Below are 11811 nucleotides of genomic sequence, written 5' to 3'. Positions count from 1 at the left end.
GGCGGCCGGGCGGCGGGCGACGGGCGACGGGCGTCCTACGCGGGGCGGCGGGTGGCCGGGCAGCCGGGTGGCCGGGCGGCCGTGGGCCGGGCAGCCGGGCGGCATGAGAAGAATCGGGAGCAGCCGGTGAAGGTGACCGATGTCTTCGCGCGGCGGGCGACCCTGGGCCGGTCGGTGCGGTTGCTGTCGGAATTCCGCTACGAACAGTCCGAACCGGCGAGGTTCTACGGCGCCCTGGCCGCCGACACCGTCGCGATGCTCGGCGACCTGTGGCAGGGGCTCACCGGGGCGGATCTGGCCGGCACAACCGTGCTCGACGTCGGCGGCGGTCCGGGATATTTCGCATCGGCGTTCGCCACGGCCGGGGCACGCTACATCGGGGTCGAACCCGATCCCGCGGAGATGCACGCCGCCGGGCCGTCGATCGCACACCGGCCCGGGCACTTCGTCCGCGCCTCGGGGATGGCGCTGCCGTTCGCCGACGACTCGGTCGACATCTGCCTGTCGTCCAATGTCGCCGAGCATGTGCCGCGGCCCTGGCAGCTGGGCAACGAGATGCTTCGGGTGACCAGGCCGGGAGGGTTGGCGGTGCTGTCTTACACCGTCTGGCTGGGCCCGTTCGGCGGCCACGAGATGGGCCTGACGCACTATCTGGGCGGCGCGCGAGCCGCTGCGAGGTACGCCCGCAAACACGGTCGTCCGGCCAAGAACAACTACGGGTCGTCGTTGTTCGCGGTGTCTGCCGCCGACGGCCTGGACTGGGCGAACGCCACCGGTGCCGCGGTAGCTGTTTTCCCCCGTTACCACCCGCGATGGGCCTGGTGGGTGACCTCGGTCCCCGGGCTGCGGGAGGTCCTGGCCAGCAACCTGACGCTGGTCCTCTCACCGCGATAATGCAACATGTTCTAATCCCGTGGCGCCTTGGGTAGGGTGGCGGCCATGACCGACAGCACAGCAACCGAGTACGACAAACTCTTCATCGGCGGCAGGTGGGTGCAGCCCTCAACCGGCGACATCATCGAGGTCCACTGCCCCGCCACCGGCGAGTACGTCGGCAAGACACCCCGGGCGGCAGCCGCGGACGTCGACGCCGCGGTTGCCGCGGCGCGTGCCGCATTCGACAGCGGCCCCTGGCCCACCACACCCCCCAGGGAACGCGCCGCCGTCATTGCACGCGCACTGGCGTTGCTCGAAGTGCGCAAGGAACACTTCGCCAAGCTGCTCGCCGACGAGACCGGCCAGCCGGCGATGACCATCGAAACCATGCACTGGATGGGCTCGATGGGTGCGATGAACTTCTTCGCCGGCCCGGCCGTCGAGCAGGTCAAATGGCGGGAGATCCGCAACGGCTCCTACGGGCAGACCATCGTCCACCGGGAGCCGATCGGCGTGGTGGGCGCGATCATCGCCTGGAACGTCCCGCTGTTCCTGGCGATCAACAAGCTGGGCCCGGCGTTGCTGGCCGGCTGCACCCTGGTGCTCAAGCCGGCCGAGGAAACCCCTCTGACCGCCAACGCTCTGGCGGAGGTGCTCGTCGAGGCCGGCCTGCCCGAAGGTGTGCTCTCGGTGGTGCCCGGCGGTGTCGAGACCGGCCGGGCGCTGACCGCCAACACCGGGGTGGACCTGTTCACCTTCACCGGCAGCTCGGCCGTCGGCAGGGAGATCGGCAAACGTGCGGCGGAGCTGCTCAAGCCGTGCACTCTTGAGCTGGGCGGCAAATCGGCGGCCATCATGCTCGAAGACGTCGATCTTGCCGGCGCGATCCCGATGATGGTGTTCTCCGGGCTGATGAACACCGGGCAGGCCTGCGTGGGCCAGACCCGCATTCTGGCGCCGCGCTCCCGGTACGACGAGATCGTCGATGCTGTCGGCGCTTTCGTGCAGGCGATGCCGGTGGGACCGCCGTCGGATCCGGCCGCCCAGATCGGCTCGCTAATCTCGGAGAAGCAGCGTGAGCGGGTCGAGGGCTATATCGCCAAGGGTATCGAGGAGGGCGCCCGGCTGGTGTGCGGCGGTGGCCGCCCCGAAGGCCTGGACACCGGATTCTTCGTGCAGCCCACAGTGTTCGCCGACGTCGACAACCAGATGACCATCGCACAGGAGGAGATCTTCGGCCCGGTGCTGTCCATCATCGGCTACGACACCGAGGAAGATGCGGTCAAGATCGCCAACGACTCGGTGTATGGCCTGGCCGGCAGCGTCTGGACCAGCAACATCGCCCGCGGCATCGAGATCTCCGAGCGGATCCGCACCGGGACCTACGCCATCAACTGGTATGCCTTCGACCCGTGTTGTCCGTTCGGCGGCTACAAGAACTCCGGGATCGGCCGGGAGAACGGGCCCGAGGGCATCGAGCACTTCACTCAGCAGAAGAGCGTGCTGATGCCGATGGGTTACACCGTCGAGTAGCCGGGGTGTGCTGCCGCGCCCCTCAGGTGCCGGTCCAGCGTGCCGGGCGCTTCTCGGCGAAGGCAATCGCACCCTCCCTGGCATCCTTGGAGGCGAACACCGGGCCGAGGATCTTGGCCTGCTCGGCGAACCTGTCCTGGCGGCTCCAGCCGCGGGATTCGACGATGATCCGCTTGGTTGCGGCCACGGCAAGCGGCCCGTTGGCGGCGATCTTGCCGGCCAGGGCAAGTGCGGCCTCCTGCGCACCGCCCGTTTCGGCGAGCACGTTGACCAGACCCAGCTGGTGGGCGCGTTCGGCGGACAGATTGTCGCCGGTGAGTGCAAGTTCCATGGCGATCGCGTACGGGATGCGTTCGGGCAGCCGCAGCAGTCCCCCGCCGCCGGCCACCAGACCCCGCTTGACTTCGGGGATACCGAACGCCGCATCCCTGGCCGCCACGATCAAGTCGGTGGCCAGCGCCAGCTCGGTGCCACCGGCCAGGGCGTAGCCTTCCACCGCCGCGATGAGCGGCTTGTCCGGCGGACGCTCGGTGAAGCCCATCCCGCGGCCTTCGACGATGGGCAGTTCGCCGCGGGCGAACGCCTTGAGGTCCATGCCCGCGCAGAACGATCCGCCCGCGCCGGTCAGGATGGCCACCGACAGGCCGGCGTCGCCGTCGAGCCGGTCCATGGCGTCGGCGAGGCCGTGGGCCACCGCGGAGTTGACGGCGTTCTTGGCCTTGGGCCGGTTGATGGTGATGATCAGGATCCGGTCGCGCTGCTCGACCAGGACCGCTGGTTCGGTGTTGGCTTCGTCGGTCACGGAGCCGATAGTAACCACCCGGCCACCCGAGGAATCCCCGGCGGGTGCGGCGCCGGGTCAGGGCTGGGCCATTGCCTCGGGAACCGCCGTAAGCTCTTCGGATAGTCCTGCCGCCCCGCGAATTTCGATGAAGTCCGCGATCATCGCCGCGGTGACCTCGTGCGGGTCCTCGACTGTCGCGCCGTCGGACAGCACGGTGATGTTGAGCTGGTCGACGTAGCTCCAGACGGTGATGTTGAGGCCGCTGCCCGCAGTCAGCGGGCCCACCGAATAGATCTCGGTGACCAGCGCTCCGCCCACCCGTCCGCGCTCGCGGGGACCGGGAACGTTGGAGATGTTGAGGTTGAGCACCTTGTTCTGCCCGTCGCGGGCCGACAGCCGCCGGAACATGGCCTCCGTCGGCGCCGGGGGCCAGTAGGCGGCCCAGCGGCTGATCAGTTCCGGCCCCAGCAGCTGATGGCTCTCCTTGGCCGATGCCGCGTTGTCGTGCACCGCACGCACCCTGGCCAGCGGGTCGCCGACGTCGCACGGCAGCGCGACCATCATGCCGGTGAAGTGGTTGCCACTGATCCGGCCCGGGGTGAAGTCGTAGCTGACCGGCACCGACGCCAGCAGCGGCTCGGCCGTGCCGTCGTAGCGCACCAGCAGCCGCCGCAGCGCTCCGCTGGATATCGCCAGCACCATGTCATTGATGGTGGCACCCAACTTCTTACCGGTCTCCTTGACGTCCGCCAGCGCCAGGGTGGCGGTGGCGAAGGTGCGTTGCGGTGTGAGCCTGTGGTTGATGAAGCTCGGCGGCGGGGTGAACGGCATGGTCAACTGCGGTGACAGCTTTCGCGAGCTGGCCCGCACCCGGCGAATGCCCTGCGCGGTGTAGCGGATCGTGGCGGGGATCCGCCTCAGGTAACGCAGGTGGTCGCCGAACGCCGAAGAGACCAGTTCCCGTCGTGTCGGCGCCGGATCGGGTGTGTAGGGGCCGGCCGGGGGCGCCGGCGTCAGATCCATGCCCTGGGCCATCAGGTTGGCCGAGGCGACCCCGTCGGCGAGCGCATGGTGGATCTTGAGCACGATCGCGATCCGGTCGTCGGCCAGCCCCTCGACGAAGTACATCTCCCACAGCGGCCGCGAACGATCCAGCGGGGTGCCGGCGATCTGCCCGATCGCCCGATCGAGTTCCCGGCGACCGCCCGGGGCGGGCAGCTGCCACGGGCGGATGTGGTAGCCGAAGTCGACCTCGCAGTTCTCCCGCCACATCGGGTGGTGGAACTTGTAGGGGACGTCGACCAGCTGGTAGCCCAGCGGCCCGAGCTTGTCCATCCGTCCGGCGATGACCCCGCGGAACGCGTCGATGGTGAAGCCGCGCCGGTCCGGATCGAGTTCGATGACGGCGACCTTGACCGAGTGCATGTGCACGTTCGGGGCCTCGCTGTACAGCAGCACCGCATCCCAGCCGCTGAGCCGCTTCATCGCACCCTCCTCGGGGTCGCGCGACCCGACGACCGGCCGGCGCTCACATGACCTCTTAAGCGAACCCGACCCGGGCGCGTCGCACCTCGTTGAGGAACAGCGCGGCGCCGTAGGCCATCGTGGCGGCGCGATGGCCGTCGAGCATGTCGAAGCCGTGTCCGGCGCCGGGCAATTCCGCGTAGTCCACCGGCGACGCCGACACCGAACGCAACCGTTGCACGAAGCTGCGCGCCTGGGCGACCGGAATCACCGTGTCGCGGCTACCGTGAACTACCAGGAACGGCGGCGCATCCCGATGCACCCGAGCGATCGGCGAGGCGTCCCGGAACACCTCGGGGTGCCGGGAGATCGGCCGCTGGACGACAATCCTCTCCAGGAAATCGACGAACCGGTCGCGCTCGGGCGTGGAGCGGTCCTGCCAGTCGTATCGGCCGTAGATCCCGACCACCGCGTCCACCGAGCTGTCCGCACCGTCGGGAAGTCCCGCCCCGAGCGAGGGGTCGTCGCCGGTGAGACCGGCCAGCGCGGCCAGGTGCCCGCCCGCCGAACAGCCGGCAACCGCGACGAAGTCCCGGTCCCCGCCGAACCTGTCGACGTTGGCCCGCGCCCAGGTGATCGCCGTCTTGACGTCGCTAAGGTGCCGCGGCCAGCGATGCCGCGGGGCTACCCGGTAGTTGATGGCCAGGCACACCCAGCCCTGTTCGGCCAGCCGAGACATCAGCGCGGTCCCCTGCATGGCGGTACTGCCGTGCACCCAGGCGCCGCCGGGCACGAAGATCAGCACCGGCGCGGGCTGGGCCGGTAGCGTTTCGGGCCGCCATACGTCGAGGGTCTGCTGCGGCTGGTCTCCATAGCGGACGCCACGGCGGTACAGGTATCGGTTCCCGCGCAGCGCCTCCCAGAACGGCGGCGTGGTTTCCGGCGCAGGCCATTTCGCGTCCAGTTCCGCCGCGGGAACCGTGCCCCGCAGGGCCTCGGCGAACACCTCGCGGGTGCGCTGCCGATCCCGGCGGCGCGCCTCGCCGCGTCCGGGCCCGAAGGCGCCCTTCACCGAGGACGCCATCATCTCCGGCACCACCCGGGCCCCCCAAAGGCTCATTGCCGTGAACGCTCCCAGTGACTCCAGGTGCTTGCCGACGACCGGCAATGATCCGCCCGCGCGGCTCAGCGTCATGACCGTGTCCGCCGGTCTCGCGCGCAACATTGCGGTGAGTCGGGATTCCGGCCGGCGGAGAGCAGCCACGCCCGGAGAATACCCGTAGCGGCTCGCGAGAATCCCGCATCGCCCTGCATCCGATCCTCAAATCGCCGCGCAGCTGCGAAAAATGTCCATGTACGACACAACTTTCGCCCAGAACGCGGAACCTGTTCGGCCGAGTGATGGCCGCGGGTAGCCCGCCCCGAATAGGAGAATGTTTCCCAATGTCGCACCTGCTTGTATCCCCGAACGCCCCGGCCTCGGCGGCCACCGACCTAGCCGGTATCGGCTGCACCCTGCAGGCGGCCAACGGCGCCGGCGGACTGCTGATCGGCAACGGCGGCAACGGCGGCAACGGCACAGGCGCACTTCCCGGAATCGCCGGCGTACCGGGTCAGGTCGCGTTCCTCGGGCTTCTCGACACACCCAGCCAGCCCGGCTGACAGCCGGCGGGCCGCCCAGCGATCGAGAGATACTGCGGGTCAATCACCAGATCAGAACTGCAGCACGTCGAAACGCCAGTCCAGCACCTGGCGGTCCGGCTCGCCATTGGCGCCAACGACCGCATACACCAGCGACCGCAGCCCCAGCACACCACCGGTGCCGGTCGCGGTGGCGGACTCCACCCGCAACTCGCTGTAGAGCGTGTCCCCTTCGTGCACCGGCCCGCTGTGATCGCAGGATCGCCAGCCCAGCACCGTCACCAAATTCGGCAGCAACCGGCAGGCCTGCGCCAGGGCCAGCCCGATGGTGTGCCCGCCGTAGACCAGCCGCTGCCCACCGGTCCGCGAATCATGATGGGTGGCCGCGATATTTCCGGTGAGCCGGGCCAGCTCCGGCGCACCGGTCACCACGTCGGCGGCGCCGGGCAACACCGCACCGGCCAGCCCGGCATCAAAGTGTGGGCCCCCAACACGACCGCGGAACGCCTCGCCGTCCCAGGAGGCGGTCGGGTCGACGGCTGGCGGGCACGCGTCGGCACCGACCCCCGCGAGGTCGTCGGCCCGGTCGCGTCCCCCGTCACCACCGGGCCGGGCGGGCAGCATCGCGCACCGGTAGAAGTCCAGCACCAGCCGATCGGCCTGGTCGACAGTGGTGATCCGCAGCGCCGCCAGCCCGGTTGGCGCCCGTCCTGGCTTGGCCGTGTTCGCCCGCAACCCCACCACCTCGGTACGGGTGCGCAGGGTGTCACCGAGCACCGGGAACCGGTGAAAAACCAGCCCCCGGTAGAACAGGTTCGCTTTGACCCGCTGGGTGAGCGGCGTCGACTGGCCGATCGCCACGTCCCACACCAGGCCCGGATGCACCAAGGCGGAACGCTCACCGGTCACCGCGGCACACAGTTCCGCATCCAACATCAGCCGCAGCCGGTCACCCAGAATCGCCTGATGGACGGCCGCCATGCCTTCGGTCAGGGTCACCGACGGCGCCCCGTCGATCACCTGGCCGACAGAAAGATCGTCGAACCAGGGGCCACCCGGGCCTGGAATCGGATACCTGTCGGACACCACACCTCATGCTGGCAGGCCGACAGATCGCGGGGCAAACACCCACTGCCACCCGATCGCGTCAACACCTTCGGGGTCCCGGACCTTTCCCTTAATTTCTCGTGCGTCCGCCGGGGAAGCCGGCGCGTGTCACACTCGCATCCGCGGCGCGAAACAGCCCCCGGTGCGGTATGCCCGCGAATACCTCGTCACGAATTTCCGCAGAGCGCCTCCCGATGCCGCACCTGCTGGTCGCCCCGAACGCCCTGTCCTCCGCGGCCACCGACCGGACCGGTATCGACGGGGCCGGCGGGCAAGGCATCGGCGGGGCCGGTGGCCCAGGCACTCCGGTCGGGGCCGGCGGCATGGTTCATCGGGCTCCCCCGCTCGAGCGGCAATCCCGGTTGACCATAATTCTCCCGGTGAGCACCGATCTACCCTACGACGAGGCGACCCTGGTAGCCACCGTGCGCGCGTTCATCGACCGCGATGTCAAGCCGACGGTGCGCGAGGTCGAGCACGCCAACACCTATCCGCAGGCGTGGATCGAGCAGATGAAACGCATCGGCATCTACGGGCTGGCCATCGACGAGGAGTACGGCGGCACCCCGGTGTCGATGCCGTGCTACGCCGCGGTCACCCAGGAACTCGCCCGCGGCTGGATGAGCCTGGCGGGCGCGATGGGCGGGCACACCGTCGTCGCCAAGCTGCTCTCCCTGTTCGGCACCGACGAGCAGAAGCAGCGGTACCTGCCCCCGATGGCCACCGGCGAGCTGCGCGCCACCATGGCGCTCACCGAACCCGGCGGCGGGTCGGACCTGCAGAACCTCTCGACCACCGCACTCCCGGATGGCGCAGGCGGCCTGGTGGTCAACGGTTCCAAGACCTGGATCTCCAACGCGCGCCGGTCCGGCCTGATCGCGCTGCTGGCCAAAACCGACCCCGCCGCCACCCCGCGCCACAGCGGCATCTCGGTGCTGCTGGTCGAGCACGGCCCCGGCCTGACGGTATCCCGCGACCTGCCGAAACTGGGCTACAAGGGCGTCGAATCCTGCGAACTTTCCTTCGCCGACTACCGGCTTCCGGTGGCCAACGTGCTCGGCGGCCGGATGGGCGAGGGCTTTGCCCAGATGATGAAGGGCCTGGAGACCGGGCGCATCCAAGTGGCCGCCCGCGCGCTGGGCGTGGCCACCGCCGCCCTGGAAGACGCGCTGGCCTACGCGCAGCAGCGGGAGAGCTTCGGCAAACCCATCTGGAAGCACCAGGCCGTCGGAAACTATCTCGCCGACATGGCCACGAAACTCACCGCCGCCCGGCAGCTGACCCGGCACGCCGCCGAACGCTACGACGGCGGCCAGCGCTGCGACATGGAGGCCGGCATGGCCAAGCTCTTCGCCTCCGAGGTCGCCATGGAGATCGCCCTGAACGCCGTGCGCATCCACGGCGGCTACGGCTACTCCACCGAGTACGACGTCGAACGCTACTTCCGGGACGCGCCGCTGATGATCGTCGGCGAGGGCACCAACGAGATCCAGCGCAACGTGATCGCCGCGCAGCTGGTCGCCCGCGGCGGGATCTGACGCACGCCGGCACAGGGTCAGGTATCCCCGCCGTCAGCGCGCGGCAGCGTTGTCCGGCACGCCGGGCGTCGAGGATTCAGCGGCGCCGGCGAACGGTGCGCGCAGCGTGGCCCGAAGATGACCCCGGTTGACGACGAAACCGACCAGGGCCACCGCGGTGTACACCGCGCACAACACCAGCCGCGCAGTGGTCGACCCCAGCGGAAACTGGACCAGAAACAGCCCCAGCAGCGCCCACGCCGTGTAACGGTGGAAGCGCAGCCCCAGGACCAGTGCCACCCCCATCATGGTCTGGGTGGCGGTCAGCATCATCTCCTCGACTTGGCGGCCATCCAGCGCCAGGCCGGCCTCGGCGCCACCCAACAGGTGGGCGATCGGCAACGAACCAACCAGCAGCGTCCACTGGTTGACCTTGGAGGAGATCAGCGTCGCGATGGCCGCGGCACCCTTGCCCCGGCTGGCGAAGATGATCGCGATCACGAACTCGGGTGCTTCCGAGGCCAGCGGCGCCAGCCACTGCACCAGCAGAAACCTGTCGACACCCAGCTGGGTGCCGGCGTCGATCAGGCTGTCGGCGAACGGCTGCGCACTGGCCAGGATGACGGCCGCGGACACCACGAACATTGCGATCACACCGGCGCGACGGGCTCCCGGGGTCAGCCCGGCCAGGGCGGCGGCCGTTCCCACCAGCTCGGGTTCCTCAACCGCACCCCGGCTGACTTTGTACAGGTAGAACCCGAACCATGCCAGTAGGGAGATACCGAACGTGAGGTGAATGGCGCCGGCGACGGGTACGACAAAGGCCACGACACCGGCGATCAACAGGAACCCGAGTTCCACCCGGTTTCCTTGGTTGAGGGCCAGCACGTCGCACTTTCGCCCGGTGGTCCGTCGGGCCACCCATAGGCTCACCAGCACGACGACGGGCCAGCCCAGGCCCATCAGCAGCCGGTTGGATCCGGTCATGTTCGCCGCGGCGTACTGGGTGTATTCCGGGGTGCTCCCGGACTTGTAGGCGTAGTAGAGGTCGACGGCATATTCGGGCAGCACCGCGATCAGGGCAAGCACGGCGATGGCCAAACCACCCGAGACGTCGATCTGCGCCGCCTCGGCCGCCCAGGCGAGCAGGAAGCTCGCGGCCACGACGGCCGCACCGTAGATGAGCAGCGCCAGGACCGGCGGCACGTCCAGTTCGCCGAGGCGCACCACCACCGCCGGCACCACAAACAGTGCGGTGGCAAGCAACGAGCGCAGTAGATAACGAGCCGGCGTGCGCAGCTGGGTGCGTTCGGCGCGCGGGGCCATGTCCGGGGGTCCTTCGCTTGTGCGATCCGGGGGCTCGTCGGCGCGTACGAAACCTCGGACCGACTCTGACGTGGTGTCTGACGACGTTCGTGTCTTCGTCGGCGCCGAAGGTCTCGCTCGCCGGAATGCCCTCCGGTGGATGACCGGGCGCTCGGAACCGCCAGTATGTCGACCATCCGCAGTCGCCGACCCGCGGGCCCGCGTCCTGGAACTACTCCCCTTCGCTGCGGTCCACCCTAGCCCGCTCGGCAATCACCGGCAACGCAGCGCGCGGTGGGGGGTCGGCGCGGGGTGGGGGCCGCGGCGGGTTGGAGGGTCGGCGCGGGGTGGGGGCCGCGGCGGGTTGGGGGGTCGGCGCGGGGTGCGTGGTCGGGTGGCCTGTTTGGGGTACTAGGCGGGTAGGTTCACGCGGTGGCGTACGTGCGGAAGGGGCGCACGACCTCGGGCGCGGCGGCGATGCGGGGCACGCGCAATGATCAGGACACGGGGGTGATCTGGCGCATCTTGGATCGGCGTATACCGATGCTGAGCTTGGCATGCCGCTCGGCCAGGTCCGAGGGATCGTTGCCGGTGGGCACGCCGCGCTCGATTTCGGCGTGGTGACGTGCGCGCAGGTGAATCGCTCCGGGACGATTCAACCCGCTTGCTCGCGAGCGTAACGCCAGGGCGAAATCCGGAGCGCAAAATCGCAACCACGTTACGCTCGCGAACGACCGGAACCTGTGGCGTCGACTGTGAACCTGTGGCGTCGACTGTGAGCCCAGGGCGGGATCTGAGCGAATTCTGCGCCCTGTGTTCACAGTGAAAGCCCTGTGTTCACAGTGAAAGCCAAGGCTTCACAGTCGACGGCCCTGCCGACCATTCACGCGACAGCCAGTCGACCCCACCGGCACCCCCAGCCTGGAGAACGCCCGCGGAGCAGAATCCCGACCCCGGCGAGCCACCGCAACGGCCGCGCCCCCAGCGCGTCGCCGCCGCGCCTAGTCCGCCTCGGGCAACCGCGCCCCCAGTGCGTCGCCGCCGCGCCTAGTCCGCCTCGCGCAGCCGCTCCTTGAGCGCGTCGAACTCGTCCTGGACGCCGGTCGGCAGCTTCTCGCCGATGAACTCCAGCCACTCTTCGATCAGCGGCAGCTCCGCACGCCAGTCCTCGGCGTCGACGGTCAGCGCGTCGGCCACGTCCGCGGCGTCGATGTCCAGGCCACCCAGGTCCATGTCCTCCACCGAGGGCACAGTGCCGATCGGGGTGGTGCGCCCGCCGGCCGTGTGCTCGATCCGGTCGACGACCCACTTGAGGACCCGGCTGTTCTCGCCGAATCCCGGCCACAGGAATCGGCCGTCGTCGCCGCGGCGGAACCAGTTGACGAAGAAGATCTTCGGCAGCTTCGATTCGTCGGCATTCTTACCCAGGTCGATCCAGTGCTGGAAGTAGTCGCCGACGTTGTAGCCCAGGAACGGCAGCATCGCCATCGGGTCGCGGCGCACATTGCCGACCTTTCCCTCGGCAGCGGCGGTCTGCTCGCTACCCAGGGTGGCGCCGACGAAAACCCCGTGCTGCCAGTCGCG

Annotated in this window: 11 protein-coding genes; 4 read left to right on the top strand and 7 right to left on the bottom strand. The window is 69.3% G+C overall.

Annotated elements, in window-relative coordinates; translation table 11 throughout:
* Nucleotides 1–126: 126 nt before the first annotated feature.
* On the top strand, nt 127–894 hold the full coding sequence (locus ACK5M9_RS07765; protein ID WP_416892597.1) for a class I SAM-dependent methyltransferase: 768 nt from the start codon (nt 127–129) through the stop codon (nt 892–894).
* A gap of 45 nt (nt 895–939) precedes the next feature.
* Complete coding sequence (locus ACK5M9_RS07760; RefSeq protein WP_416892595.1) at nt 940–2409, top strand: aldehyde dehydrogenase; 1470 nt, start codon at nt 940–942, stop codon at nt 2407–2409.
* Between the two features lie 22 nt (nt 2410–2431).
* Here the strand turns inward: ACK5M9_RS07760 and ACK5M9_RS07755 are convergent, their stop codons facing one another.
* The 3 genes from ACK5M9_RS07755 to ACK5M9_RS07745 are packed head-to-tail and all read right to left on the bottom strand — an operon-like array spanning nt 2432 to nt 5882.
* A complete protein-coding gene (locus tag ACK5M9_RS07755; RefSeq protein ID WP_416892594.1) occupies nt 2432–3211 on the bottom strand; it encodes a crotonase/enoyl-CoA hydratase family protein in 780 nt (259 codons plus the stop codon).
* 57 nt (nt 3212–3268) lie between these two features.
* Entirely contained in the window at nt 3269–4678 is a 1410-nt protein-coding gene (locus ACK5M9_RS07750) for a WS/DGAT/MGAT family O-acyltransferase (RefSeq protein ID WP_416892593.1), read from the bottom strand.
* A gap of 55 nt (nt 4679–4733) precedes the next feature.
* Nucleotides 4734–5882 carry an alpha/beta hydrolase fold domain-containing protein gene (locus ACK5M9_RS07745; protein WP_416892596.1) on the bottom strand — a complete coding sequence of 383 codons (1149 nt, stop codon included), beginning with the start codon at nt 5880–5882 and terminating at the stop codon, nt 4734–4736.
* Nucleotides 5883–6100: 218 nt separating this feature from the next.
* Here ACK5M9_RS07745 and ACK5M9_RS07740 point away from each other — a divergent pair, with 218 nt between their 5' ends.
* The gene (locus tag ACK5M9_RS07740) at nt 6101–6319 is read left to right on the top strand and encodes a PE family protein (RefSeq protein ID WP_416892592.1); all 219 of its coding nucleotides are present in this window, start codon (nt 6101–6103) and stop codon (nt 6317–6319) included.
* Between the two features lie 51 nt (nt 6320–6370).
* On the opposite strand, the gene ACK5M9_RS07735 is transcribed toward ACK5M9_RS07740, so the two are convergent.
* Entirely contained in the window at nt 6371–7384 is a 1014-nt protein-coding gene (locus tag ACK5M9_RS07735) for a MaoC family dehydratase (protein ID WP_416892591.1), read from the bottom strand.
* Between the two features lie 401 nt (nt 7385–7785).
* Here ACK5M9_RS07735 and ACK5M9_RS07730 point away from each other — a divergent pair, with 401 nt between their 5' ends.
* Nucleotides 7786–8943: an acyl-CoA dehydrogenase family protein gene (locus tag ACK5M9_RS07730; RefSeq protein ID WP_416892590.1), complete on the top strand. Its 1158-nt coding sequence runs from the start codon at nt 7786–7788 to the stop codon at nt 8941–8943.
* Between the two features lie 33 nt (nt 8944–8976).
* On the opposite strand, the gene ACK5M9_RS07725 is transcribed toward ACK5M9_RS07730, so the two are convergent.
* From ACK5M9_RS07725 to ACK5M9_RS07715, 3 genes are all read right to left on the bottom strand, one after another.
* Nucleotides 8977–10248, bottom strand: a complete 1272-nt coding sequence (locus ACK5M9_RS07725) for a sodium:proton exchanger (protein ID WP_416892589.1) — start codon at nt 10246–10248, stop codon at nt 8977–8979.
* A gap of 476 nt (nt 10249–10724) precedes the next feature.
* Entirely contained in the window at nt 10725–10886 is a 162-nt protein-coding gene (locus tag ACK5M9_RS07720) for a hypothetical protein (RefSeq protein WP_416892588.1), read from the bottom strand.
* 388 nt (nt 10887–11274) lie between these two features.
* A partial coding sequence (locus ACK5M9_RS07715; RefSeq protein ID WP_416892587.1) for a phosphoenolpyruvate carboxykinase domain-containing protein occupies nt 11275–11811 on the bottom strand: 537 nt, incomplete at its 5' end.

This window comes from Mycobacterium sp., from assembly GCF_047975165.1.
In the GTDB taxonomy this organism is placed as follows: domain Bacteria; phylum Actinomycetota; class Actinomycetes; order Mycobacteriales; family Mycobacteriaceae; genus Mycobacterium.
Note: the sequence above shows the minus strand (reverse complement) of the source record. Positions and strands in the feature narration are given on the sequence as shown.

Coding starts and splice junctions, on each gene's coding strand:
- ACK5M9_RS07760 (WP_416892595.1), top strand. CDS start 940: ATGACCGACAGCACAGCAACCGAGTACGACAAACTCTTCATCGGCGGC.
- ACK5M9_RS07725 (WP_416892589.1), bottom strand. CDS start 10,248: ATGGCCCCGCGCGCCGAACGCACCCAGCTGCGCACGCCGGCTCGTTAT.
- ACK5M9_RS07750 (WP_416892593.1), bottom strand. CDS start 4,678: ATGAAGCGGCTCAGCGGCTGGGATGCGGTGCTGCTGTACAGCGAGGCC.
- ACK5M9_RS07745 (WP_416892596.1), bottom strand. CDS start 5,882: ATGTTGCGCGCGAGACCGGCGGACACGGTCATGACGCTGAGCCGCGCG.
- ACK5M9_RS07740 (WP_416892592.1), top strand. CDS start 6,101: ATGTCGCACCTGCTTGTATCCCCGAACGCCCCGGCCTCGGCGGCCACC.